The organism is Roseomonas sp. WA12, from assembly GCF_054165765.1.
This window is the reverse complement of sequence record NZ_CM135108.1, coordinates 2,051,002-2,074,453: the sequence shown is the minus strand read 5'-3', so window position 1 is coordinate 2,074,453 and position 23,452 is coordinate 2,051,002. Positions and strand designations below refer to the sequence as shown.

General features: G+C 70.7%; 21 protein-coding genes. 13 read left to right on the top strand and 8 right to left on the bottom strand.

What is annotated here, in order from left to right:
* Positions 1-317 precede the first annotated feature (317 nt).
* Together ACVBD7_RS09830 and ACVBD7_RS09825 are read right to left on the bottom strand one after the other, a co-directional pair.
* The gene (locus ACVBD7_RS09830; RefSeq protein ID WP_458097302.1) at positions 318-1,745 is read right to left on the bottom strand and encodes a M20 family metallopeptidase; all 1,428 of its coding nucleotides are present in this window, start codon (positions 1,743-1,745) and stop codon (positions 318-320) included.
* A gap of 13 nt (positions 1,746-1,758) precedes the next feature.
* Complete coding sequence (locus tag ACVBD7_RS09825) at positions 1,759-3,039, bottom strand: ABC transporter substrate-binding protein (RefSeq protein WP_458097301.1); 1,281 nt, start codon at positions 3,037-3,039, stop codon at positions 1,759-1,761.
* 189 nt (positions 3,040-3,228) lie between these two features.
* On the opposite strand from ACVBD7_RS09825, the gene ACVBD7_RS09820 reads away from it, so the two are divergent.
* From ACVBD7_RS09820 to ACVBD7_RS09795, 6 genes are all read left to right on the top strand, one after another.
* Positions 3,229-4,233, top strand: a complete 1,005-nt coding sequence (locus ACVBD7_RS09820; RefSeq protein WP_458097300.1) for an NAD(P)H-quinone oxidoreductase — start codon at positions 3,229-3,231, stop codon at positions 4,231-4,233.
* 10 nt (positions 4,234-4,243) lie between these two features.
* A complete protein-coding gene (locus tag ACVBD7_RS09815) occupies positions 4,244-5,104 on the top strand; it encodes a DMT family transporter (protein WP_458097299.1) in 861 nt (286 codons plus the stop codon).
* Positions 5,105-5,114: 10 nt separating this feature from the next.
* Positions 5,115-5,870, top strand: a complete 756-nt coding sequence (locus ACVBD7_RS09810) for an alpha/beta fold hydrolase (protein ID WP_458097298.1) — start codon at positions 5,115-5,117, stop codon at positions 5,868-5,870.
* A gap of 148 nt (positions 5,871-6,018) precedes the next feature.
* A complete protein-coding gene (locus tag ACVBD7_RS09805) occupies positions 6,019-7,347 on the top strand; it encodes a cytochrome P450 (RefSeq protein ID WP_458097297.1) in 1,329 nt (442 codons plus the stop codon).
* On the top strand, positions 7,340-8,209 hold the full coding sequence (locus ACVBD7_RS09800) for a lysophospholipid acyltransferase family protein (protein WP_458097296.1): 870 nt from the start codon (positions 7,340-7,342) through the stop codon (positions 8,207-8,209). Before ACVBD7_RS09805 ends, ACVBD7_RS09800 begins: the two co-directional genes overlap by 8 nt.
* A gap of 1 nt (position 8,210) precedes the next feature.
* Positions 8,211-8,909, top strand: a complete 699-nt coding sequence (locus ACVBD7_RS09795) for a DUF7002 family protein (RefSeq protein WP_458097295.1) — start codon at positions 8,211-8,213, stop codon at positions 8,907-8,909.
* A gap of 6 nt (positions 8,910-8,915) precedes the next feature.
* Here ACVBD7_RS09795 and ACVBD7_RS09790 read toward each other — a convergent pair whose 3' ends face one another.
* Complete coding sequence (locus ACVBD7_RS09790; protein ID WP_458097294.1) at positions 8,916-9,560, bottom strand: DNA-3-methyladenine glycosylase family protein; 645 nt, start codon at positions 9,558-9,560, stop codon at positions 8,916-8,918.
* A gap of 9 nt (positions 9,561-9,569) precedes the next feature.
* Positions 9,570-10,973, bottom strand: coding sequence for a hypothetical protein (locus tag ACVBD7_RS09785; protein ID WP_458097293.1), 1,404 nt, complete (start codon positions 10,971-10,973; stop codon positions 9,570-9,572).
* Between the two features lie 177 nt (positions 10,974-11,150).
* On the opposite strand from ACVBD7_RS09785, the gene ACVBD7_RS09780 reads away from it, so the two are divergent.
* The 3 genes from ACVBD7_RS09780 to ACVBD7_RS09770 are packed head-to-tail and all read left to right on the top strand — an operon-like array spanning position 11,151 to position 15,324.
* Positions 11,151-12,692 carry a glucan biosynthesis protein gene (locus ACVBD7_RS09780; protein WP_458097292.1) on the top strand — a complete coding sequence of 514 codons (1,542 nt, stop codon included), beginning with the start codon at positions 11,151-11,153 and terminating at the stop codon, positions 12,690-12,692.
* Entirely contained in the window at positions 12,668-14,821 is a 2,154-nt protein-coding gene (gene mdoH / locus ACVBD7_RS09775) for a glucans biosynthesis glucosyltransferase MdoH (protein WP_458097291.1), read from the top strand. Before ACVBD7_RS09780 ends, mdoH begins: the two co-directional genes overlap by 25 nt.
* Positions 14,818-15,324, top strand: a complete 507-nt coding sequence (locus ACVBD7_RS09770; RefSeq protein ID WP_458097290.1) for a 2'-5' RNA ligase family protein — start codon at positions 14,818-14,820, stop codon at positions 15,322-15,324. The genes mdoH and ACVBD7_RS09770 overlap by 4 nt, the downstream gene beginning before the upstream one ends.
* A gap of 5 nt (positions 15,325-15,329) precedes the next feature.
* Here the strand turns inward: ACVBD7_RS09770 and ACVBD7_RS09765 are convergent, their stop codons facing one another.
* Both ACVBD7_RS09765 and ACVBD7_RS09760 read right to left on the bottom strand, forming a co-directional pair.
* Positions 15,330-15,638: a hypothetical protein gene (locus ACVBD7_RS09765; RefSeq protein WP_458097289.1), complete on the bottom strand. Its 309-nt coding sequence runs from the start codon at positions 15,636-15,638 to the stop codon at positions 15,330-15,332.
* 102 nt (positions 15,639-15,740) lie between these two features.
* A complete protein-coding gene (locus ACVBD7_RS09760; protein WP_458097288.1) occupies positions 15,741-16,901 on the bottom strand; it encodes a M20/M25/M40 family metallo-hydrolase in 1,161 nt (386 codons plus the stop codon).
* A gap of 291 nt (positions 16,902-17,192) precedes the next feature.
* Between ACVBD7_RS09760 and ACVBD7_RS09755 the strand changes: the two genes are divergently transcribed.
* The gene (locus tag ACVBD7_RS09755; RefSeq protein WP_458097287.1) at positions 17,193-17,936 is read left to right on the top strand and encodes a hypothetical protein; all 744 of its coding nucleotides are present in this window, start codon (positions 17,193-17,195) and stop codon (positions 17,934-17,936) included.
* 5 nt (positions 17,937-17,941) lie between these two features.
* Positions 17,942-18,676: an aspartate/glutamate racemase family protein gene (locus ACVBD7_RS09750; protein ID WP_458097286.1), complete on the top strand. Its 735-nt coding sequence runs from the start codon at positions 17,942-17,944 to the stop codon at positions 18,674-18,676.
* Positions 18,677-18,817: 141 nt separating this feature from the next.
* Here ACVBD7_RS09750 and ACVBD7_RS09745 read toward each other — a convergent pair whose 3' ends face one another.
* Together ACVBD7_RS09745 and ACVBD7_RS09740 are read right to left on the bottom strand one after the other, a co-directional pair.
* The gene (locus ACVBD7_RS09745; RefSeq protein WP_458097285.1) at positions 18,818-19,420 is read right to left on the bottom strand and encodes a transposase; all 603 of its coding nucleotides are present in this window, start codon (positions 19,418-19,420) and stop codon (positions 18,818-18,820) included.
* 1,026 nt (positions 19,421-20,446) lie between these two features.
* A complete protein-coding gene (locus ACVBD7_RS09740) occupies positions 20,447-21,199 on the bottom strand; it encodes an alpha/beta fold hydrolase (protein WP_458097284.1) in 753 nt (250 codons plus the stop codon).
* A gap of 107 nt (positions 21,200-21,306) precedes the next feature.
* On the opposite strand from ACVBD7_RS09740, the gene ACVBD7_RS09735 reads away from it, so the two are divergent.
* Positions 21,307-22,428 (top strand): glycosyltransferase family 4 protein, encoded by a 1,122-nt coding sequence (locus ACVBD7_RS09735; protein ID WP_458097283.1) that lies wholly within the window; start codon positions 21,307-21,309, stop codon positions 22,426-22,428.
* The gene (locus ACVBD7_RS09730; protein WP_458097282.1) at positions 22,425-23,342 is read left to right on the top strand and encodes a glycosyltransferase family 9 protein; all 918 of its coding nucleotides are present in this window, start codon (positions 22,425-22,427) and stop codon (positions 23,340-23,342) included. The genes ACVBD7_RS09735 and ACVBD7_RS09730 overlap by 4 nt, the downstream gene beginning before the upstream one ends.
* The last annotated feature ends 110 nt before the right edge of the window (positions 23,343-23,452 follow it).

Here is a 23,452-nt window from a genome sequence, read left to right as displayed (position 1 = left end):
TCCGGTATGATGCCCCTATAAGTCGCCCCGGGTAGTGCATCCTGCCAGAGAGGAGGATGGCTGTCCCGATGGCGCCCGCCGGCGGGCAATGGTCGCCCAGGTCCTCGCCACGGACCTCCTCCTCTCCATGGATGCCGCTACCATCCAGCCCGCGGCAGCGGCTGGCTACGTCAACAAGCGCTCCCTGGATGTCGGCATCCTTCCGGACGTCGACGCGCTCCCCGACCCGATAATCGAGCACGCTCTCCGGCAGGTGGCCGGGCAGCTGCGGAACACGATGATCCCGGGGGGCGGAGCCCCCGGGACCTTCGGCCCTGTCACACGCCCTGGCCCATCGCCCGGATCGGCGGCGACAGGTCCTTCGGCAGCGGGGACTCATAGGGCTTCCCGCCCGTCCTCTCCTTGAACTCCGCCTTGGCGCGTTCGACCAGCGCGGGGTCGCGGATCGCGTCCACCGCCGTGCCCGCCATCACCTTGGCCACATGCAGCATGCCCTTATGCGCGTGCGAGGACTTGCCCTGCGCTGTCAGCTGCCAGGAATGAAAGGGCGTGCCGATGGCGCAGGTCGCGCCGCGGGCCTGCACCGTCGGCACAGCCCAGGAAACGTCTCCGACATCGGTGGAGCCGACGCCGCCCTCACCGCGGTTCTCCAGCGGCACGATAATGTCGCAGAGCGTCTTGCCCGGCTCCACCTTCAGTCCGTGGCGGCGATGCGCCGCGGCGATGTCGGCCTCGCTCAGAGTGGCCTGAATCTGCGCTGCGTACTCCTTGTCCTCCTCGTCGAACTGCGGCGGGCCGAGGCGCTGAAAGTTGTCGTACATCGCTTTTTCGAGCGGCGAATTACCGAGGAGGTTCGACACGGCGCTGACCACGGCGGTCTCGACCCGCGTTTCCGTCATCAGCGCGGCGCCCTCCGCGATTTTGCGCACGCGGCCGACCAGCATGTTCAGCTCCGGCAAATCGCGCGCACGGATGAGGTAGCGCACTTTCGCGCGGGACTGCACGACATTCGGCGCGATGCCGCCGCCATCCAGCATGGCGTAGTGGATGCGCGCATGGTCTGGCATGTGCTCGCGCATGTAGTTCACGCCCACATTCATCAGCTCCACCGCATCCAGCGCGGAACGGCCGAGTTCCGGCGCCGCCGCGGCATGGGCGGACTTGCCGTGGAAGGTGAAGTCGATGCGCGTGTTGGCGAGCGACACCGCCTCGTTCACGCCGGAGAAGGATGCCGGGTGCCAGGAGATGGCGATGTCCACGTCGTCGAAAATGCCGTCGCGCGCCATGAAGCCCTTGGCGGCGCCGCCCTCCTCGGCCGGGCAGCCATAATAGCGCACGCGGCCGGGGATGTTGTTCTCGCGCAGCCAGTCCTTCACCGCGGCGGCCGCCAGAAGGGACGCGGCGCCGAGCAGGTTGTGCCCGCATCCATGGCCGGGGCCGTTCGCCTCCACCTCCTTGTGCTCGGCGATGCCGGCTTCCTGCGACAGGTTCGGCAGAGCATCATACTCGCCGAGGATGGCGATCACCGGCCCGCCCTCACCCCATTCGCCCATGACGGCGGTCGGGATGCCGGCCAGCTCCTTCGTGATCCGGGCGCCCTCCTTCTCCAGCATGGCGATATGCTCGGCGACGGATCGGGTCTCGGTGTAGGCGATCTCCGGCATGTCCCAGACGCGGTCGGAGAAAGCGGTGTAATCCTCCTTGCGCTCATCGACCGCGCGCCAGACCTGTTCGTCGTTCCGCATCGTGCTCTCCTCTCTAATCGGTCCCGAGACGCGCGCGCGGCAATGCCACGGCGGCGGCCTCGGGGTGAATGGTGACGAGGCGTCCGTCCTGCCACTGCATCAGCCAGGGGCGGGCACGCGTGTTCTGGCCGCGCTCGTCGAAAGCGGCGCCCCAGCCGGTCGGGCTGGTGCCGTCCGCAATGTCGGTTGCCAGCACCGCGGCACGCAGCCGGTCCTTCTCGGTACTGCCGGCGCGCTGAATCGCATCCAAGGCGATGCGCGCGCCGAAGTGGTTCGCCAACGAGTGGCCCGACCGCGGATCGGCGCCGTAGCGGCGCTTATAGGCCTCCGCAAAAGCGGCGTTACCTGGCGCGGCGCGCTCGGCAATGGCCAGGCCCGCGAGGTCGATGTTCATCACCCCCTCGATCGACGGGCCCAGCGCGCGCGCCGTGTCCGTCAGGCTGTAGCCCCCGCCCATGCCGATCACCATGCGCGGCCGCCAGCCCGCCTCGCGCAGGTTGCGGAACAGGAGGATGACGTCATTCTGCCCGGCGGCGTGCAGCAGAACCTCCGCCCCGGCCTCGCGCAGCCGCTGCAGCACGGGGCCGAGATCTGTGGGGCGCGGCGGATAGGCGATGCTCTCCACAACGGGAATGCCTGCCTCGCGCAGCCGGGCCGTCTGCAGCTCGGCCAGCGAGGCGCCACTCGGCCCGTCCTCGTGCAGCAGCCCCGTGCGAAGCGACGCGCGCGGCAGGCTGAGCAGCGCGGGCAGCACGTCCCGCAACGCTTCGGACGTGACGCGGGCGAAGTCGCTGGCCCGCGGGCAGGTGCGATAGAGGTTGCGGAAGCCGCGCTCCGTGATGTCTTCCGCCGCCGCACCGAGTTCGAAGAAGGGAACGCCCTGGGCGTCGCTCACCTGGGTGGCGGCGGTGGAGAGGGTGGAGCCCTGGCTGCCGAACAGCACGGCCGCGCGCTCTGCCCCCATGAGACGCCGCGCCTCGCCCACGGCTGCCGCCTGATCGGGAGCGTCGGCGCGCAGCAGACGGATGGGGCGGCCGAGCAATCCGCCGGCCGCGTTGCGCTCCTCCACCGCCATCTCCAGGCCGCGGTAGGATTCGTCGCCGAGCAGGGCAGGGCCGCCGGAGAGCGGGTAGATCGCCCCGAAGCGCCACTCGACCGCCCCGGTGGGAGAAGCGGTCTGGGCGCCCGCGACCTGCGCCCGCGCGGTACCCGATCGGGGGCCGAAGCCGGGTGCTGCGGTCAGGGCGGGGGCGAGCGCGGCAAGGAGGCTGCGGCGCGGCGCGGCCGGGCGCATGATCCCTGTGTTCCTCTCGCGTTCCATAGGATGGGCCAATGGTCGCGCCTGGGGCGCCCCGGCGCAAGGCCGGGAGCGGGACGGATCGCATCGCGCATCCGCTTCCGTCCCCGGAACCGGCCTGCGCTTGACGGCCGATCCCCCCGCGCCGACCTTCCGCCGCCTGCCCGCCACGTCGAGGAATGCCCGATGTCCAGCCTGCCCGAGACCATGACCTTTATCGCCCATGGCGCCGGCGGCGGCTCCGAGGTCCTGGCCCCCACCACCGGCCCGCTGCCCGTGCCTGCCGCGGACGAGGTGCTGATCCGCGTGCTGGCCGCCGGCGTGAACCGCCCGGACGTGCAACAGCGTAAAGGCCTGTATCCGCCGCCCAAGGGCGCCAGCGCGATCATCGGGCTTGAGGTGGCCGGCGAAGTGGCGGCCGTCGGCGACGCGGTCACGCGCTACCGCTTGGGCGACCGCGTCTGCGCCCTCACCAATGGTGGCGGCTATGCCGAGTACGCCGCGGCGCCCGAGGCCCAGACCCTACCCTGGCCCCAGGGCTATGACGCGGTCCGCGCGGCCGCCGTGCCGGAGACCTACTTCACTGTTTGGGCGAACCTGTTCGGCCACGGGAAGCTGAAGGAAGGGGAGGCGGTGCTGATCCATGGCGGCACCTCCGGCATCGGCTCCACTGCCATCCAGCTCGCGCGCGAATTCGGCGCGCGCCCCTTCGCGACCGCCGGCAGTGCGGAGAAGGTGGCCGCCTGCCTGCGTTTCGGCGCCGAGGAGGCCTTCGACTACAAGACGCAGGACTTCGTGGAGGAGATGAAGCGCATCACCGGCTCGCGCGGCGCCGATGTCGTGCTCGACATGATCGGTGCGCCCTACTTCCAGCAGAACCTACGCGTGCTGGGCATGGATGGCCGGCTGGTGATCGTGGCGACCATGGGCGGCAACGAGGTGGAGAAGGCCGATATCCGCCCGATCATGCTGCGCCGCCTGATCGTTACCGGCAGCACGATGCGGCCCCGCACCACTGCCGAGAAGGGCGCCATCGCCCGCGCGCTGGAGGAAAAGGTATGGCCCGCCCTCTCCGCCGGCCGCTGCGGCCCGCATATCCACGCGACCTTCCCCTTCGAGAAGGCGGCGGAAGCGCACGCACTGATGGAGAGCAGCGCGCATATCGGCAAGATCGTCCTGACCCGGGCCTAGGGCAGAAGGGTTGAACCCGGCGGATCTTCGCCTCCTCGCGCTCGCGGTCCTTCTCTTCGGCGGCGTCTGGCCGATCACGAAGGACGCGCTGCGCGATGCGACGCCGATCTGGTTCGCGATCAGCCGCGCGGGGCTGGCGGCACTCGCCTCGGCGGCGATCCTGCTGCTCCTCGGCCGGCTGCGCTGGCCGGGGCGGCGGGACATGCCGGCCGTGCTGGCTCTCGCGCTGTTGCAGCTCGGCGGCTTCTTCGTGCTGACGCATCTGGCACTCGCCGTGCTGCCGGCCGGGCGGATCGCGGTGCTCTCCAACGTCACCATCTACTTCCTGGTGCCGCTCTCGGTGCTGGTGCTGGGAGAGCGCGTCTCGGCCATGCGCTGGGCCGCGGCAGCCGTTGCCCTGGCGGGTGCGGCCGTGCTCGTCGGGCCGTGGTCGGTGCCGTGGTCGCGCCCCGGCGTGTTGATGGGCAACGCGCTGCTCGTCATCGCCGCCCTGGCGTGGAGCATCGCCATCGTCGTCACGCGCCTCCGCCCGCCGACGCGGCCGATGATGGAGTTGCTGCCCTTCTGCTTCGGCATTGCCACCCTTGTCATGCTGCCCGTCGCCCTGTGGCGGGAACCGGATGGCGGCATCGGCCCGGGCGCCTGGCCGCACGCCGCGTTCATCGGGCTGATCGCCGCGCCGATCGGCACCTGGAGCGTGATCGAGGCCGGGCGCCGCCTGCCCTCCACCGTCGCCTCGGTCGGGTTCATGCTTGTGCCGGTTCTGGGGGTGTCGGCCAGTGCGCTCTGGCTCGGGGAGCCGGTTGGATGGGACCTTTGGCTCGGCGGCGCGCTCATTGCGGGAAGTGTGGCTCTGGCGGTACGCGGATGAGGAACGGGCGATGATCCTAAACGCGATCGAGGCGGGGGAGGGGGCGCCCGTCATCCTCCTCCATGGGCTGTTCGGCCAGGCACGCAATTTCGGTGCCCTGCAGCGTCGCCTCGCCGCCGGCGGCCGGCGCGTGATCGCTTTCGACCTCGCCAATCACGGCACCAGCCCGCACGCGCCCATCACGGACTACCGTTCCATGGCCTCGGATGTTGCGGAAAGCCTTGCCGCACGCGGGATTCCTTCGGCGGAGGTGATGGGCCATTCCATGGGCGGCAAGGTGGCGATGATGCTGGCCCTCACCCGGCCGGAGACCGTCTCCCGCCTCGTCGTCTCCGATATTGCGCCCGTCACCTACCCCGCGCGCTGGACGGCGCTTCTGGCCGCGATGGAGGCGATCCCGCCCGGCACCGCCCGCGCCGCCGCGGATGCGGCACTGGCCGAGGCCGAGCCGGATGCCGGCGTGCGCGCTTTCATCCTCACCAACCGGCGGCCGGACGGCTCCGGCTGGCGCATCGGGCTGGAGGGGATCGCAGCCTCCCTGACCTCCATCATGGGCTGGGAGATGCCCGATCCGGCCCGGTACGAGGGGCCGACGCTCTTCGTCTCCGGCGAGCGATCGGACTACATACGGGCGGAGAACCGGCACCTGATCCGCGCCGCCTTCCCCGCGGCCCGCTTCCTCGCCGTGAAGGGCGCCGGCCACTGGGTGCATGCCGACCAGCCAGAGGGCTTCGCCGCCGTGCTCGAGGCCTTTCTGCCGGCCTGAACAGGGGGCCGTTCAAGCCGGGGCCACGATGCGCTACCCTGCGCGTTAGGCCCAGCAGCCCGGAGCGCCGCCGCTGACCACCCAGACCGCCGAGCAGACCCGGGCGGAGGCGCCCTTCGTCCCGCCCTACCCCGACCGGCCGCGGCGCATGCCACCGCCGCGGGAGCTGCTGCGCCGCCTGCGCCGCTCCTTTCTCGACATCTGGCCGGCCGGGGCCTTCGAGAAGGACTTCCTGCATCGCCGCGTGCTGATGCGGGAGGTGTTCATCTGCAACAGCCCGGAGACGGTGCAGGCCGCCTTCATCGAGCAGGCCGCCATCTTCGAGCGCAAGTCGCCACAGATGCGCCACGCGCTGAAGCCCCTGCTGGGCGACGGGCTCTTCATCTCCGACGGCCCGCTCTGGAAGGAACGCCGGCGCGTGGTGGCGCCGGTGACGCATGTCTCCCGCCTCGCGCAGCTTACCCCGCCCATCACCGAGGCGGCTGAGGAACGCGCCAGTGCCTGGGCCGCCCGCGACCCTGCCACCCCGGTCGACATGCTCGCCGAGATGGGCCACCTGACCGCCGAGATCATCTGCCGCACCATCTTCGGCCGCAGCCTCGGCCGCGAGGCGGCGGCGACCGTCGTTTCCGCCTTCGCCGAGTACCAGCGCGTCGTCGGTCAGAGCGACATCCTCTCCCTCCTCGGCCTGCCGGACTGGATGCCGCGGTACCAGCCGCTGGCCGCCCGCCGTGCCAGCCGCCGCATCGCCGAGGTGCTGGACGGGCTGATCGAGGGCATTCTGGGCAAGCAGGATAGCGGCGAGGCCAGCCTCATCCGCTCCATGGCCGAGGGCGTGAACCCCGCCACCGGCCGCAGCATGGACCGCGCCGCCTTCCGCAACGAGGCCGCCGTGCTGTTCATGGCCGGGCACGAGACCACGGCCAATACACTTGCCTGGGCGTGGTACCTGCTCAGCCAGTCGCCCGCGGTTGCGGCGCGGCTGCGGGCGGAGGCGGACGCGCTGGACGGCGCCGCCACCTTCGAGGACCTGCCGCGCCTCCCCTACACCCGCGCCGTGGTCGAGGAGACGCTGCGTCTCTACCCGCCCGTTCCCATCCTGGCGCGGGAGGCCACGGCAAGCGGCCAGCTCGCAGGACGCACCGTGCCGAAGGGATCCCTCGTCATCGTGGTGCCCTGGCTGCTGCACCGGCACCGCAAGCTGTGGACCCACCCAGACGCCTTCATCCCCGAGCGTTTCTTGCCCGGCGGCGAGGCCGCGACCAAGCCACGCTATGTCTGGATCCCTTTCGCCATCGGCCCCCGCGTCTGCACCGGCGCCGCTTTCGGGCTGACGGAGGCGGTGCTGTGCCTCGCCACCCTCTCGCGCGGCTTCGCCCCAAGGCTGGTGCCGGGCACGGAGGTTTACCCGGTCTGCCGCCTTACCCTGCGCCCCGGCGACGGCCTGCCCATGCTGCTCGAGCGCCGCCATGGATAAGGACAGCCGGCTCGGCCGCTTGCTGGAACGCCTCGACGGTGCGAAGGACATCGCGCTGCACGAGGCGATGCGGCTGCTGCCGAGTGCGGCGGCCTCCGATCTCGGCGCCGGCCTTGCCTCGCTCAGCCTGCGCTTCCGCAACGCCGACAAGATCGGCCGCGCCATGGCCGCGCTCGCCCATATCCGCCCCGAGATGGGAGAGGAGGAACGGCGGGTGATGGCCGTCGCCAACCTGCGCAATGCTGGCCGCTCACTCGCCGAATTCTCCAGCCTTCACCGCTTCTGGGACGAGGGGCGCATCACCATCGTAGGGCGAGAGAACATCACCGCCCCGAACGCCGTTCTCGCACTTCTCCACCTCGGCAACTGGGAATCCGGGATGGTGGCGATCCGCGGCATGGGGATGAAGCTGCGCAGCATCTACCAGCCGCCTTCTCGCCCGGCGCAGCTCGCCATTGCCATGCGCGTCCGCCGCTCGCTCGACAACGACGCAATCCCGGGCGACGCCATGGCGATGCGCGAGGCACTGCGCGTGCTGGCGCGCGGCGACACGATGATTGGCCTGTTCATGGACGAGTTCAAACACGGCCGTGTCAACGCCCCCGCCTTCGGCCGCGCGCCGGCCCGCGGCGGCAACATCGCGATGGCCGCGCGCCTGGCCCTTCGCGCCGGTGTGCCCCTCGTGCCCGCCTTCATGAGCCGCGCGCCCGGCCCACGCTTCACCGCCAACTTCCTGCCGCCCCTTCCGCTCACCGGGGATGCGGCGACGGACCAGGCGAGCATCGAGGCCACCATCGCGCCGATTGTCCGACGCCACGCGGACCAGTGGCTGATGCTCTACGGCTGGCGCCCGGACCGATGACGTGAACGGGGACGAACTGGCCGAACTGCTGCGGGACTGCCCGGTCCTCTACCATATGGCAGAGCGGGGAAGCTGGCCCTCCATCCGCCGCCACGGGCTACTCAGCACCTCCGCGCTGCTCGACCTCTATGGCGTGACGGGCGCGGCCCGCACGGCCCTTGAGGCGGAGCGCCGACCCGAGGGTGTGTTGCTGGAGGAGCCCGGCCTCGGCCGCGCGACCATCCGCGACCAGAAGCCGATGGACGATGCCGGCCTGCGCCGCTGCTTGCAGGATGGGCTGACGCCGGAGGACTGGTACCGCCTCCTCAACGGCAAGGTCTTCCTCTGGCCCAGCCGGGAACGCCTCTCCCGCTTGCTCTCCGCCAAGCCCTACCGCCTGCTGGAGCACGACGTGTTGGAGCTGGATGCGGCCTCGCTCGTGCGGGAGTACATAGACCGGATCACCCTCTCGCCGATCAACAGCGGCACGACCAGGCCCTTCCCCGTGCCGAGGGGCCGCGACACATTCCTGCCAGTCGCGGAATACCCCTATGCCGCCTGGCGAGCGCGACGGCGTCGCGGCGAACGGGTCGTGGAGGTGACGGTCGAGGGCGGCATCGCGGAGGTCGAGCGCTTCACCTTCCGGGTGACCCGGATGCGCGGCGACGAGGTAATCGAGACCCTGTTCGAGCGCCCGGGCGCGGGGCAAGCCGCGCCATGACGGTGTTCAGATCGCCGCCGGCGCCCTGAACCGACCTTCCTTGCTCAGATCCGCGGCCCGCCAGAGATACCACGCCGCCGCCGAGCGGTACGGCGCCCAGCGCGCCCCGATCGCCGCCAGTTCCTTCGGCTTCGGCTGCGTCTCCAGCCCGGCCGCGATCCGGTAGCCCTCGCGCACGCCGAAATCGTCCACCGGCAGGATGTCCGGCCGGCCCAGGGTGAAGATCAGCAGCATCTCCACCGTCCACCGCCCCACGCCGCGCAGGGCGACGAGCCGCTCGATCAGCGCCTCGTCCGAGAGGCGCGCGGCGGCGCGGCGGCTTGGCACCCAGCCGGCGGCGGACTTGTGCGCAATGTCGAGGATCGCCGCCTGCTTGGCACCGGAGAAGCCGCAGGCCCGCAGCGCGCCCTCCGGCAGCGCCAGCACCTGCTCGGGCGAGGGAAAGGGCTGGTGCGGCACATGGGCGATCAGCCGGTTCAGCATCGCCTCCGCCGCGCGCCCATGCACCTGCTGATGCGCGATGGCCCGTAGCAGCGCCTCATAGGGCTCGCGGTCCCGCACAGGCTTGAGCGTCATCGCCCCGACCTGGGCGATGACAGGGCCGAGAACGGCATCGGCGGCGAGGTGCAAACGGGCGGCGCGGGCGCTCATCGTTCCGGCTTACGCCAGGCCACGCAGGATGGCCACGGCCGCCCAGCCGATGATTGGCACAGCAATCAGCGCGGGCAGCACGGCGCGCCACAGGGCAGGCGGCCGCGTGCCGTCGGCGAGCAGCCCGCAGATCAGCGCGGTGACGGCGAAGGAGAAGATGGCCCCGGCCCCGCCCGAGAAGTTCTGGATGCCCGGCGCGAGCCAGGGCGGCAGGCCTGCCGCAAGCCCAAGATCGGCCTGCAGCGCCATCATGGCAGAAGCCGCGCCGACATTACTCCCTGTGACGATCCCCCCAATCATCCCGAGCGGCGGGATGGCATAGGGCGCGAGCGGGCCGAGGCCGGTCGCGATCCCATGGGCGAGCCCGGTCGCCGCGCCGGAGCCGGCCAGCCAGCGGCCGAGCAGGACATAGAGCATCATGGCCCCGGCCGGCCGGCGCATCCGGGCCATGGCGTCGCGCAGCCGGGCGGGGTTGCCGCGCCGGGCCAGGAGAAAGCCAAGCGACACCACCCAGAGCACGACCGCCACATGGGTGACCGGCAGGGCAGGAAGGTCAAGGAAGGGGCGCCATGCCGGCGCGCCCTGCCAGCCTCGCGCGGCCAGGAGACAGGCGGTGAGCAGTGCCCAGGGACCCACCGCGGCCAGGGCCCGCTGCCGCGCGGCCGAATCTCTCGGCGGCGCGAGAAACCAGAGGGCAGGCACCAGCACCGCGCCGGAGGCAACGACGCCCACGGTCTCCGGCGGCACGACATGGCCGACAACAAGCACAAGCACGGCAAAGACGCCCTGCAGCCCGAGTTGGGCCAGCCGCTCACCCCGCGGCACCGGCATCCCGCCCCGCCGCAGCAGGGACCAGATCACCGGCGGGGCCACCATAAGCCACACGGAATGGGGCAGGGCGGTGACGAGGGAGACCTCGGCCATCGGGCGATGGGCGAGCGCCGCGCCCAGGGCCAGCCCCGGCGATAAACCACCCCAGGGCGCGAGCCAGAGGGAAAGCATCCCGAGCCCGCCCGCCGTGATCCCTCCGATGCCCATGGAGCGGAGCCCCGCCAGGGTGAAGACTGCGCCGACCCCGAAGCCGGTGACGCATTCCACGAAGGAGCCCGCGAGCACCGTCAGATAGGCGCGCCGCGGAGAGGCAATGACTGGCCCCGCCGCATGGGGGGCGGCGACGAGGCTGAAGAGCAGTCCGCCGGAAAGGGTGGCGACGGGAAGCGCACCGAGGAAGGCCGCGCGGAGGGTCTCGAGGGCCAGGAAGCGGGGCAATGGAAGATCCGGCGGCAGCGAGACGGAAATTCCCGGCAGGGACGCGGCCAAGGCAATGAGGCAGGCCGGCATCGGCGAGACCCGCCCCGAGCCCAGCAGCACGAGCAGTAGCATCAGCGGCAGAGCCTGGAGGATCATATCCATGCGGGGTCGCGTCCTCCCACTCTCGCCCGTTGCCGTGCGGGATCCGCCCGGCGTGCCCCTGCGGACACGGACCGGTCATATCGCATTGCAGCATGAAACCATCTATGGGAGGGCCGTTGTAGGCCCGAAGCCTGGCGTTTGTTCGCATAGGTTAACGCAATTTCCGGGAGTTTCCCCTTGCATCGCCGCGCCCTCATCGCCGGACTCGCCATGGCCGGGTTCCTGCCCCGGATCCCCGGCACCCTGTCCGACCGTGCGGAGGCCGCGGATGATCCCGTGCGCCCCTTCGACGACACCACCGTCCGCCAAATGGCGCGCGACCTGGCGGCCAAGCCCTACTCCGCGCCGGAGGAGCGCCTTCCCGGCGGCCTGGCGGACATCGGCTACGACCAGTACCGCACCATCGAGTACGACCGGCAGCGGGCGCTTTGGCGACCGGAGAACCTGCCCTTTCGGATGCAGCCCTTCCATCGCGGCTTCCTGTTCAAGCAGCGGGTCGAGCTGTTCGAGGTGGCCGACGGTCGCGCCACCCCGATCGTCTATGATGCCAGCGCCTTTCGGCTCACCGAGGTTGGCGGGCCGCAGCCGGGCGATCTCGGCTTCGCGGGTTTCCGGCTGACCAACCCGCTGAACCGCCCTGACCATTTCGACGAGGTCGCCGCCTTCGTCGGCGCCTCCTATTTCCGCGCCCTCGGCAAGGGCCATGCCTATGGCATCTCCGCGCGCGGGCTCGCCATTGGCACCGCCGAGCGCTCAGGCGAGGAGTTTCCGGTTTTTCGCGCTTTCTGGCTGCAGCGGCCGCAGGCCCAGGGCAATTCGGTGGTGGTGCACGCTCTGCTCGACAGCCCGAGCACCACGGGCGCCTTCCGCTTCACGATCCGTCCGGGCGAGGAGACGGTGTTCGACGTCGAATCCCGCCTTTATCCGCGGGTTGAGATGGCGACCGCTGGCATCGCGCCTCTGACGAGCATGTTCCTGCTCTCCCCGCTCGACCGCCTGGGTGCGGATGACTACCGCACCGCCGTGCATGACTCGGACGGGCTGATGCTCTCGACCGGCCGCGGCGAGGCCATCTGGCGCCCGCTCGCTAATCCGCGCGAGCTGCAGATCAGCGCCTTTTCGGATGCCAACCCGCGCGGCTTCGGCCTGATGCAGCGCCGGCGCGGCTTCAGCGACTACAACGATCTCGAAGCCCGCTACGAGCGCCGCCCGGGTTGCTGGGTGGAGCCGATCGGTGATTGGGGCGAGGGCGCCGTACACCTCGTGGAGATCCCGACCCTGGAGGAGATCCACGACAACATCGCCGCCTTCTGGCGCCCGCGCACGTCGCTGCGCCCTGGCCAGGAATACAGCTATGTTTACCGCCTGCACTGGGCCAGCGGCGCCGCCTTCGGCTCCCCGGGGCGCCCAGCGCCCGCCCAGTTCAGCGAGGCCCGGCAGGGCGGCAAGCCGCGCGTGCCCGGCACCCGCCTCTTCATCCTTGAGGCCGCGGGCGGCCGACTGGCGGCGCTGCCCGAGGGCGCGCAGCCCGTGCTCGACGTTTCGGCCAGCACGGGACGCATTGATAACGCCGTGCTCCAGCGGAACCCGGAGACGGGCGGCTGGCGCCTGTCCTTCGAACTGGTGCCCGGCAACCAACGGCTGGTAGAGCTACGCGCCTTGCTGAAGGACGAGGCCGGGCCGTTGACCGAGACATGGCTTTTCCGCTGGACACCCTGACCCCTCTGCGGCCCGCCGCGCTTCCCTCCATGCCGGAGGAAGCGCCGCTGGACATGCCGGTGCAGGACCTCCGCGCCCGCCCCGCCCGCCCGGTCCAGCCGGAGACGGGTCCGGCGCGGATGGGATGGCGTCGCGCCTTCGTTCTCGTCGCGACCATCCTGCTGACGCTGTTCGGCGCGCAGGAAATGGCGTTGGTACTCGGCATCTCCACGATGTTCACGCCCGGCGCCGTGGTGCTGGCGCTCTTCGTCCCGCTGTTCGCCTGGATCGCGCTGTCCTTCGTCAGCAGCCTCTGCGGTGTGGCGAGCGTGATCGCCGGTGGCGGCCGCGCCTTGGGCATCGATCCAGCGGCCCCGTTGCCCGCGCTGACGGGCCGCACCGCGCTGCTCATGCCCGTCTACAACGAGGACCCGCGCCGCGTGCTGGCCGGGTTGGAAGCGATCCGCGAGGCGCTGCGCGACGCCGGAGTGGCCGACCACTTCGACCTCTTCATCCTCAGCGACACCACCAACCCCGACGCCTGGGCGCGGGAGGAGGAAGCATTCCTCGCACTGCGGACGCGTGTCGGTGCTGGCGCGCGCATCTTCTACCGCCGTCGCGCCAAGAACATCGACCGAAAGGCCGGCAACATCGCGGACTGGGTGCGTCGCTACGGCGGCGCCTATCCGCAGTTCCTGATCCTCGACGCCGACAGCGTGATGTCGGCCGACTCCCTCATCCGCTTGGCGGCCGCGATGGAGGCGCACCCGACCGTGGGGCTCATCCAGAGCCTGCCGGTTATCGTGAATGGCCGTTCGCTCTTCGCCCGGATGCAGCAATTCGCGGGCCGCCTCTATGGCCCGATCATCGCCCACGGCATCGCCTTCTGGCATGGCGCGGAGGGCAATTACTGGGGCCACAACGCCATGATCCGCACGGTGGCCTTTGCCTCCGCCGCGGGCCTGCCGCACCTGCCCGGCCGCAAGCCCTTCGGCGGCACGGTGATGAGCCACGACTTTGTGGAGGCTGCGTTGATGCGTCGCCAGGGCTGGGCGATCCACTTCGTCCCCGCGCTGCCCGGCAGCTACGAGGAGAGCCCTCCGGCGCTGTCCGACCTCGCAATCCGTGACCGTCGCTGGTGCCAGGGCAACCTGCAGCACCTGGCCGTGCTGCCGACCCGCGGACTGCACCCGATCTCGCGCTCCCATCTCCTCGTGGGGATCGGCTCCTACATCACCGCGCCGCTCTGGCTGCTGTTCCTGGTTTGCGGCGTGCTGCTGGCCCTGCAGGCGCGCTTCGTGCTGCCCGTCTACTTTCCGAGTGGCCCCGCGCTGTTCCCGGACTGGCCCGTAGTCGATCCCGTGCGCGCGAAATGGGTGTTCATCGGCACCATGGCGATGCTGCTGGTGCCCAAGCTGCTGGCATGGGCCGCGATGCTGATGGACGGGCCCTGGCGCCGGGGCCATGGCGGCGCGCTGCGCTCGATGGCCAGCGTGGTGGTGGAAACCGTGCTCGCCGGGCTGCTCGCGCCCGTCACGATGCTGACGCAGTCGGTGGATGTCGTTTCGATCCTGCGCGGGCGGGATTCCGGCTGGTCGGCGCAGACGCGCGACGATGGCGTGCTGCCGCTCAGAGACGTCGCGCGATTGTACTGGCGCCACACCGCCTTTGGTCTTGCCTTTGGCATCGCCGCCTTTCTCGTCTCGCCCTTCCTCGCTGCCTGGATGTCGCCCGTGGTGCTCGGCCTTGCGCTCGCCATCCCGCTCGCGGCCTGGACTGCGCGGCGGGGGGCGGGACAGGCGCTGCGTCGCGCCGGATTGCTGCTGATCCCCGAGGAGCGCGAGCCGCCCACTATCCTGCGCCGCACCCTTGCGCTGCGTGCGGAGTGGGAGGGGCTGGCACCCGAGGGCGAGGCGCTGGGCCGCCTTCGCGCCGACCCCGCGCTTCTTGAGGCGCACCGCGCGATGCTGCCGCGCCCGGCTGCCGCCCGTCCCGATGCGCTCGATTCAAACCTGGTGATGGCCCGCGCGAGGGTCGCTGCATCCGCTTCGGCACCCGAGGCCCTTGCCGCGCTTACGCGCCCGGAGAAAGCGGCGCTGCTGGGCGATGCCGAGGGGTTGGACGCGCTGCTCGCGTTGCCTGCGCGGTGAGCGCCCCGCTCATCCTGACACTCCGCTTCGATGCGGAAACGTTCGAGAGGTTGGACGCGCTCCGGCGGGCGCATTTTCCGGCGGAGCGGAACTTCATCCCTGCCCACCTAACCTTGTTCCATGCCCTACCCGGAGAGGCACTGGAGGAGATCACGGCCAATCTCCGCGCCGCATGCGCTGGGATGGCGCCGGTGCAGCTGCGTTTCACGGGCCTGCGCCCCCTCGGCCGCGGCGTGGCGCTGGCGGTGGAAGCACCGGCGCTGGTCTCTCTACGTCGGGAGCTGGCGCGGCACTGGCATGGCTGGCTGACGCCGCAGGATGCGGGTGGCTTCCGACCGCATGTCACCATCCAGAACAAGGTGGCGCCCGAGGAGGCGCGCGCCCTTCTCGCCGCGCTGGAGACGGAGTTCAGCCCCTGGGACGCGCGAGGCGCAGGCCTTCTTCTCTGGCACTACCGCGGCGGCCCCTGGGAAGCCGCCGCGGAATTCGCCTTCGCGGGGTGAGCGGTTCAGCGCGCCCTGGTCGCGCGGCTGGCGGGGCGGCGCGGCTGGGCCGGAGCCTCCGCGGTCTGGCCACGCGCCGCGGCGGCGCGTTGGCGGATGATCTGGTTGCGGGTCAGCGGCGCACCCTGGCGGTCGAAGTTTGAACTGGGTGCTTGGCCGCGGGACCAGCCCGGGCGCGAGATCGAACCGGTCGAGCCACCTACCGGGGCTGCACTGGTGGAGAACTGGGCCTGAGCAGGCTTCGTGGGCAGGCCGCCGAACAGCAGTGCAGCGGCGAGGCCGAGAACCGGCAGGGCGTTGAAGGGCTTGGTCATCTGTTGCGTCCGATACGTGTTCTGGCCGCCACCGGACGTGCGGCGTAGCGGCATGTGCCGACTGGGGCGTCGGCGCACCACCTTCCCTCGTACGGCCTGGATTCAGACATGGGCAAGCAGGCCTGCCAGGAGCTTGGCGCGGGGCACTAGGCTGTCTTCCCGGATGTACTCGCCGAGTGTGTGATAGCCCGCGCCGAGGACGCCGAGGCCGTCCAGGGTGGGGATGGACAGGGCGCCCGTGAAGTTGCCATCGGAGCCGCCGCCGGCGCTCTCATGGCCCATCTCGAAACCGAGCTGGCCGGCAAGCGCGCGGGCCTGGGCGTAGAGGGCCATGACGGAGGCGTCTGGTTCCCAGACCGGGCGCGTGACACCGCGACGGACCTCGAGCGCGACGTCGGAGGCGGAGGGGGCGAGGGCGAGCATGCGGTCTACCGCGTGGTCCAGGTCGGCCTGGCGCTTGGCCATGCTCAGCGCCTCGGCGTCGCAGTGGGTGGCCACGCAGTTCACCCATTGGCCGCCATGGATGACGCCGACGGAGAAGGTGGCGGCCTCGGTCGTCATCCCCTCGATCGCGAGGATCTGGCGGCACATCTCGCGGATGGCGGAGCGGCCGTCTGACAGCTTGGCGCCAGCGTGGCTGGGGCGGCCGGTGGTCCGGAGATTGAAACGGGCGATGGCGTAACGGCCCGTGACGACGCCGCCCATGGGGCTGTCCCCCTCCGGGCGGCCGGGCTCGGGGACGAGGACGACGGCGTGGCGGGCGGCCTCGGCCTCGATCAGGTCGCGGGTGGAGGGGGTGCCGACCTCCTCATCCGGCGTCAGCAGCACGGTGACGGGGCGGGAGGTGGGAATACCGGCGCGCGCGAGTTCCCGGATCGCCTCGACGGCGAGAAGGGTGCCGCCCTTCATGTCGCAGATCCCAGGGCCGTAGCAGCGGCCGTTCTCCCGACGGAAGGGGAGGGCGTTCAGGGTGCCGACGGGGTGGACGGTGTCGAGATGGGCGAGGACGAGGATGCCGGGCATGTCGCCTGCAGGATGAGGGAAGCGGGCTCGGACGCAGCCGCCGAAGCCCATGCGGCCGGGGATGCGGTCGATCCGTGCGCCCATCATGGCAAGGTCCCGGGCGGCGAGGTCCATCATGCGGTCGACGGCGGCGGCGTCGAAAGTCGGGCTCTCGCATTCGACCCAGGGGCGGAGGCGGGTAAGGATGGACTCCGCGTCGAAGGGCAGATCGAGGGCGGGGGAGCGGGGCAGGGCGTCCATGGGCGCGGGTCCTCTGGCCGGGTGGCCGGGTAGCCTGCGCGATCGAGGGGCGGGGGTGAAGGGGTTCGGCGGTGCGTGGATGAACGTCGGGCCGGGGCGGGCGCGGTGTGTACAAAGGGTGGGTTTGCTGCCCGGCGCGGATCGGCCGCAGCGGGTGCCGTATCCTTGCGCGATGGAGTGTGTGCCGGGCGCGGGGTGTCGCGTCGGCGGGGTGCGAGGGGGCGGCCTTGGGGCTGGGGCGACCCGCATGGGTTTTGGCGCGGGGCGGGGCGCTGGGGTATGCCGGGTGTGATGACCGATCCCCTGAATATCGTTCCCCGCCGCCTGGTGCCGCTGGTGGGACCTATCCTCTGGGCAGCGGGGGAGCTGGCGCCGAACGCGCAGATGATCCCGCTCGGTGCGGAGCATGGGGCGGAGCTGGAGGCGGCGCGGCGGGATCTGGCGGCGGGGTTGCCGGGCGCGGCGACGCCTCGGCTTGATGGGCTGGTCGAGGAGCTGCGGGGGCGGCTGGCGCATGGGCGGGGATTCGCACTGCTGCGAGGGCTTCCGCTTGCGGAGGCGCCGGAGGCGTTGCTGCGGGTGTTGGCAGTGCGGCTGGGCACGCCCGTGGAACCGGGGCCCGTGACCGGAAGCCGGCATGTGGAAGCCTGCGACGGGCTGCTGTTGGCGGTGACCCAGCCGGGGTTGGCGCGGCTGCGGTCGGCCGCGACGGTCCATAACGCCTTGCTGGCGGAGGACCGAGCGGGGCTGGCGGCGCTGTACGAGGCGCGCGGTGAGCCGGCGGTGCCGGTGTTCTCGGGCGAAGGCGGGATGTTCGCGGGGCGGTGGGATGACTCTGTGCTGCCAGCGGACCGGCTGCCGGCGGCAATCGAGGCGGCAATGGGGGAGCCGCTCGCGCTCAGCCTTCGAGCGGGGGATATCCTGGCGCTGAACCCCTTCCTGGTGTGGGCAGACCGGGTGGCCGGGGCCGTGGCGGCAGCGTATCGGGAGGAGCCTTCCCGACTGGACAGCCCGGGCTTTGCTGCGCTTCGGTAGTGGCCATGCGGATCCTTGTTGCGAATGCGAACACCACTGAGGCCATTACCGCGCGCTGCGCGGAGGCGGCGCGGGGGGCGGCCTCCACTGGTGTGGAGATCGTGGCGGGGACGCCGCGCTTCGGGCCTGCGGTGATCTCCTCGGGGCTGGAGAATGCCATCGCGGCGCATGGGCTGCTGGAGCTGCTGGCGGAGCATACCGGGCGGGTGAATGCGGTGGTGCTGGCCGTTTCGCTGGACACCGCGCTGGATGCGGCGCGGCAGATGATGCCCTGCCCGGTGGTGGGGATGACGGAGGCGGCCTGCCTGGCGGCGCTGATGCTGGGGCCGCGCTTCGGGCTGGTGACCTTTGGGGGGACGGAGAGCTATCGGCAGCTGATCGCGCATTACGGGTTGGCCGGGCGGTGTTCGGGGCTGGTGGGGGTGGATTTCACGCCGCAGCGGGCGCTCTCGGACCCCGAGGGGGCGGTTCGGGCGGTGGGCGAGGGGGTGGCCCGGCTGGTGGATGGCGGGGCGGATGCGGTGGTGCTCGGCGGGGCGGCGCTGGCGGGGATGGAGCCGGTGCTGCGGGCGGGGTGCCCGGTGCCGTTGCTGGACGGGATGGCCTGCGGGGTGCGGATGGCCGAGGCGCTGGTGGGGCTGGGGGTGCCGAAGGCGCGGGTTGGGCCGATGGCGGCGGTGCGGGGGCGGGAGTCGGTGGGGCTTTCGGGGGCGCTGGCGGGGGTTTTGCGGGGCGGGTGAGGGGGGTGCCTGCTTCCAGGCGGTGGAGCGGGGGTGCGTGGGTGGGGTGGGACAACGCTGCGCGTTGCCCTGGTGGCGGTCCTTGCACTGCCGATGGGCGACAGCGCTTCGCGCCGCGCATGAGACGATGCGGAGCATCGCTCAAGGCGAAGCCAGGCGGACGGTGCGGGGGATGCGGCGGCGGCCCCCGGCGGCTTTTTGCAGCCAGGCGAGGGATTTCAGGAGGGTTTTGAGAGTTTGCAGCGCCTCCGTTCCCGTGGGGGGGGTGCGGGGGGTAAGGCGCGCGCAGGTTTCGGACAAAAGGGGATCGGGGAGGAGCCAGGGCGGGCCGTTCAGAGCCGTGCGGAGATCCAGCTTTCGGATCAGGAGGAGGAGGGCGGGGCCGCCGATGCGGGCGGCTCGGCGGGTGGCGCGGAGGATGGCGTATTCGATCTGGCGCAGGGGGTGGTTGGGAGCGGATTCCTTGAGGGCGTGGAGAAGGCGGGGCCAGAGGCCGTTGTGAGTGAGGCGGCGGAAGTAGCGGGAGACGGTGTCGGCGCGGCCGAAGCTGGCGGGGAGGGCGTGCCAGGGGTGAGCGGGGGTTTGGGCGATGTGGAAGATGGCGTCCATGCGAGCGCGGAGGTCGGCGATGGGGCGGCCCTGGGGGGAGCGGGGGAGGATGTAGGGGAGGAGGGCGTGCCACTGGAGGTCAGTGAGTGGGGACCAAGGGCGGGGTGGGGTGAGGGGGCAGATGGGACGGAACACTGTGCGGGCTTCCTCAGGACACCAAACGTGTAAAAAGGAATTTAGTCTTAGTGTCAGGGTCGGGTTAAGGACAGCCGGGTATTGCTGCATCTCGTTGCAACGTGGGCTGGCTAAGCAATCAAAGTATTCCTAGAGAACTGAAGCATCGCTCCCCGACCGATCCGGTGAAAACCAACGATTGCGCAAAAACACTGCTTTGATTCACTCTGTCTGCTCGCGTTATGCGGTATTGGACGAATGCGGGATACGTCGGAGTTTTCTCCAAGCGGAAACTAGAGCCTGCTAAGCCGCTCTCCAGCGTTTTTTCGGATATACACGAGATCTCGGGGAGGCGTAATATGGCTGCCGTCGTTCGAGGCGAGGGCGCTCCGCTGTTCGTAATTTCTGGAACATCAAGTTCAAACCTCGACTTTGCTGCGAGTGACCCGGCCATTGTGGGCTCCAATACGATAAATTGGAGGCCGGATGACTGCCAGTACCGACGAGACCGGGCGAGAGGAGATCCAAAGATCATCGAAATCTCGTTGGCATCGCTTAGGTTCAAGTTGCCCAACAGGCTCGCGAGTTGAGAGAGAGTGGTGCTATCAGGCTGACCGAGGCTGAGCGGCTGTATGGATACGACGCTCGATCGTCGAGCCTCATCGGAACAAGAAACCGAACTGACGAATGCTGAAACTATAGAGATGGTTAGGAACCATCGACGGGAAGCTGATTCCATGTCCAATTCCCTGCATTGATGGCCGATAAGACGTCCAGTCGGCACGGCAAAGAACTGCCTTGTTAATGTTGTCTGCTCTGAAGCGGTAACCCAGCCTGCTTGGGTCAAGCATGCTGTCGATTTAAGGTTTACAATGGCGCTACTCGGGTACTCTAGGTCTGGGTTCCGCCCAGTTCCGTGGCCCGCAGAAGCCTGTTGGACCAGCTTTCAAACAGTCTGTTGATTGTGCGGGTCCAGGGGCCTCAGGCTCCTGGCGGATGGGGGTATCGGGGGAAGGCAGGGCCTTCCATCGGGCCGTGTGCGCGACTTCAGGTCGTCAGTAGCTCGTCCAGCGTGGCCGTCAGGCGGGCCAGATCCTGGGGGCGGGAGAGGCGGTGGTCGCCGTCCTTGATGAGGGTGAGGGTGACGTCGGGGCCGGGGAGGGCTTCCGCGATGCGGAGGGCGTGCTGCCAGGGGACGTCGGGGTCGGCCATGCCCTGGAGGAGGCGGACGGGGCCTTCGTAAGCGATGGGGCCGGGGAGGAGGAGGTGGTTGCGGCCCTCTTCCAGCAGGTGGCGGGTGATGGGGATGGGTGCGCCGTACTCCGAGGGGCGGTGGAGGATGCCGGTGCGGGCGAGGGTTTCGCGGTCGGCGTCCGTCAGTTCGGGGGGGATGAGGGTTTCGGTGAAGTCGGGGGCGGCGGCGAGGCCGATGACGGCGCGGACGCGGGTGGGGCCCCAGCGGCGGGCGAGAAGGAGGGCGATCCAGCCGCCCATGGATGAGCCGACGAGGATGAGGGGGCCGGGGGCGAGGGCTTCGATGAGGTGGGCGGCGTCCTCGGCCCAGGTGCCGATGGAGCCGTGTTCGAAGATGCCGCCGGAGATGCCGTGGCCGGAGTAGTCCAGGCGGAGGAAGGGGCGGTTGGTGTTCGCGCAGTGGTCGCGGAGGTGGAGGGCCTTGGAGCCTTCCATGTCGGAGCGGAAGCCGCCGAGGAAGACGGTGGTTGGGCCGTGTCCCGGGAGGGTGGCGTAGGCGAGGGGGGTGCCGTCCGGCCGGGGGAGGGTGCCGCGCTGTTCGGTCATTCGGTTTCGGTAGCCGCCGGGGGTGGGTGGGGGCAAGGTGCGGGCGGGGGTTGCTCGCGTGTTTCCGGGGGCGGTGACGGGGCGGGCGGGGCGGGGTATGGCGGGGCATGCCGTCCCCACCGCCGACCGTGTTGCAGGTGCTGCCCGCGCTCGGTTCGGGCGGGGTGGAGCGGGGGACGGTGGAGATCGCGCGCGCGCTGGTCGAGGCCGGTGGGCGGGCGCTGGTGGCCTCGGCGGGCGGGCCGATGGTGGCGGAGCTGGAGGCGGTGGGGGGGCGGCATTTCCTGTTGCCGCTGGACCGGAAGACGCCTTGGGCGCTGGCTGGGAATGCGGGGGCGTTGGTGCGGCTGGTGCGGGCGGAGGGGGTTCGCATCGTGCATGCACGGAGCCGGTTTCCGGCCTGGTCGGCGCTGCGGGCGGTGCGGGTGACGGGGGCGCGGTTCGTGACGACCTTTCACGGGGTTTACAGCGAGGATCTGCCGGGGAAGCGGCTGTACAATTCGGTGATGGTGCGTGGGGACCGGGTGATTGCCATTAGCGAGCATGTCGCCGGGGTGATTCGGGCGCGGTACGGGGTTGGAGGTGACCGGCTGCGGGTGATTCCGCGCGGGGTGGATGTGGAGGCGTTCGATCCGGCGCAGGTTCCAGCAGGGCGTATCGAGGCGTTGCGGGCGGAGTGGGGGGTGTCGGCGGGGGTGCCGGTTGTCCTGCTGCCGGCGCGGCTGACGCGGTGGAAGGGTGCGGGGGTCTTGTTGCGGGCGCTGGCGGTTCCGGGTGTTGCGCCGGTGTTCGCGGTGTTGCTGGGTGACGGGGATTACCGGGGGGAGCTGGAGCGGGAGGTTGCGGCACTCGGGCTTTCGGGGCGGGTGGTGATGCCGGGGGTTTGCCGGGACATGCCGGCGGCGATGCTGGCGGCGGATCTGGTGGTGCATGCGAGCGTGAAGGCGGAGCCGTTCGGGCGGACGGTGATTGAGGCGCAGGCGATGGGGCGGGCGGTGATTGCCTCGGACCTCGGAGCGCCGCGGGAGACGGTGGAGGACGGGGTGACGGGTTGGCGCGTGGCGCCAGGGGATGCGGAAGCTTTAGCCGGCGCGATCGGGCGGGTGCTGGCCTTGCCGGCGGAGGCGCGGGCCGCTGTTGGGGCCGCGGGGCGTGCGGCGGTGCTGGCGCGGTACACGACGCGGGCGATGCAGGACGCGACCCTGGCGGTTTACGGGGAGCTGGCGTGAGCGGGCGGGTTCTCGTCATCAAGCTGGCGGCGCTGGGTGATTTTGTGCAGGCCTTCGGGCCTTTCGCGGCCATTCGGGCGCATCATCCAGGGACGCAGATCACGCTGTTGACGACGCCACCCTTTGCGGAGTTGGCGCGGCGGAGTCCGTGGTTCGACGAGGTTTGGACGGATGGGCGCCCGCGGTCTTCGGATTGGCGGGGGGTGTTGGGGCTGGCGCGGCGTTTGCGGGCGGGGCGGTTCGGGCGGGTTTATGATCTGCAGACCTCGTCGCGGTCGTCGCGCTACCGTTGGCTGGTGGGGCGTGGGGCGGAGTGGTCGGGGATAGCCTGGGGGTCGAGCCATCCGCATGCCAATCCGGCGCGGGACTTGATGCACACGGTGGAGCGGCAGCGGGAGCAGCTGGAAATGGCGGGGGTTTCCGCGTTTCCGGCCCCGGACCTGTCCTGGTTGGATGGGGGGCTACCGAAGGTGGCGCTGCCTGGGCGGTTCGCGCTGCTGGTGCCGGGGGCGAGTCCGTCGCGTCCGGGAAAGCGGTGGGCGGGATTTCCTGATCTCGCGGGACGGTTGGGGATGCCTGTGGTGGTCGCCGGTGGGCCAGGGGAGCGAGGGCTGGCGGCGGCCATCGGGGCCGTGGCTTCGGATGCGGTGGATCTGACGGGGCGGACGAGTTTGCTGCAGTTGGCGGCGGTGGCGCGGCGGGCGGCGGTGACGGTGGGGAACGACACGGGGCCGACGCATCTGGCGGCGGCCGTCGGGTGCCCGACGCTGGCGCTGTTCGGGGGGGAGAGCGATCCGGCGTTGTGCGCGCCGCGCGGGGCGGCGGTGGAGGTGATCCGGCGGGAGCCGTTGTCGGCGGTTCCGCCCGAAGAGGTGGCAGAAAGCGCGCTTCGGATCGCACGGGTGGCGCGATAGGGGGCAGGCGGGCGCGCGGGGCCGGGTTTCGGCCGATGTTCCGCCCTTGCGCCGCGCCGGGGCTGGTGCCGATGATGCGGCCGGAATCGGACGGCCGAGCGAGCGGAGCA

What these genes read in the sequence shown, in the direction of transcription:
- ACVBD7_RS09760 (WP_458097288.1), bottom strand. Translation starts at nt 16,901, where the DNA reads ATGGACGCCCTGCCCCGCTCCCCCGCCCTCGATCTGCCCTTCGACGCG.
- ACVBD7_RS09820 (WP_458097300.1), top strand. Translation starts at nt 3,229, where the DNA reads ATGTCCAGCCTGCCCGAGACCATGACCTTTATCGCCCATGGCGCCGGC.
- ACVBD7_RS09785 (WP_458097293.1), bottom strand. Translation starts at nt 10,973, where the DNA reads ATGGATATGATCCTCCAGGCTCTGCCGCTGATGCTACTGCTCGTGCTG.
- ACVBD7_RS09805 (WP_458097297.1), top strand. Translation starts at nt 6,019, where the DNA reads ATGCCACCGCCGCGGGAGCTGCTGCGCCGCCTGCGCCGCTCCTTTCTC.
- ACVBD7_RS09765 (WP_458097289.1), bottom strand. Translation starts at nt 15,638, where the DNA reads ATGACCAAGCCCTTCAACGCCCTGCCGGTTCTCGGCCTCGCCGCTGCA.
- mdoH (WP_458097291.1), top strand. Translation starts at nt 12,668, where the DNA reads ATGGCTTTTCCGCTGGACACCCTGACCCCTCTGCGGCCCGCCGCGCTT.
- ACVBD7_RS09755 (WP_458097287.1), top strand. Translation starts at nt 17,193, where the DNA reads ATGACCGATCCCCTGAATATCGTTCCCCGCCGCCTGGTGCCGCTGGTG.
- ACVBD7_RS09825 (WP_458097301.1), bottom strand. Translation starts at nt 3,039, where the DNA reads ATGCGCCCGGCCGCGCCGCGCCGCAGCCTCCTTGCCGCGCTCGCCCCC.
- ACVBD7_RS09830 (WP_458097302.1), bottom strand. Translation starts at nt 1,745, where the DNA reads ATGCGGAACGACGAACAGGTCTGGCGCGCGGTCGATGAGCGCAAGGAG.
- ACVBD7_RS09740 (WP_458097284.1), bottom strand. Translation starts at nt 21,199, where the DNA reads ATGACCGAACAGCGCGGCACCCTCCCCCGGCCGGACGGCACCCCCCTC.
- ACVBD7_RS09790 (WP_458097294.1), bottom strand. Translation starts at nt 9,560, where the DNA reads ATGAGCGCCCGCGCCGCCCGTTTGCACCTCGCCGCCGATGCCGTTCTC.
- ACVBD7_RS09800 (WP_458097296.1), top strand. Translation starts at nt 7,340, where the DNA reads ATGGATAAGGACAGCCGGCTCGGCCGCTTGCTGGAACGCCTCGACGGT.
- ACVBD7_RS09750 (WP_458097286.1), top strand. Translation starts at nt 17,942, where the DNA reads ATGCGGATCCTTGTTGCGAATGCGAACACCACTGAGGCCATTACCGCG.
- ACVBD7_RS09810 (WP_458097298.1), top strand. Translation starts at nt 5,115, where the DNA reads ATGATCCTAAACGCGATCGAGGCGGGGGAGGGGGCGCCCGTCATCCTC.
- ACVBD7_RS09735 (WP_458097283.1), top strand. Translation starts at nt 21,307, where the DNA reads ATGCCGTCCCCACCGCCGACCGTGTTGCAGGTGCTGCCCGCGCTCGGT.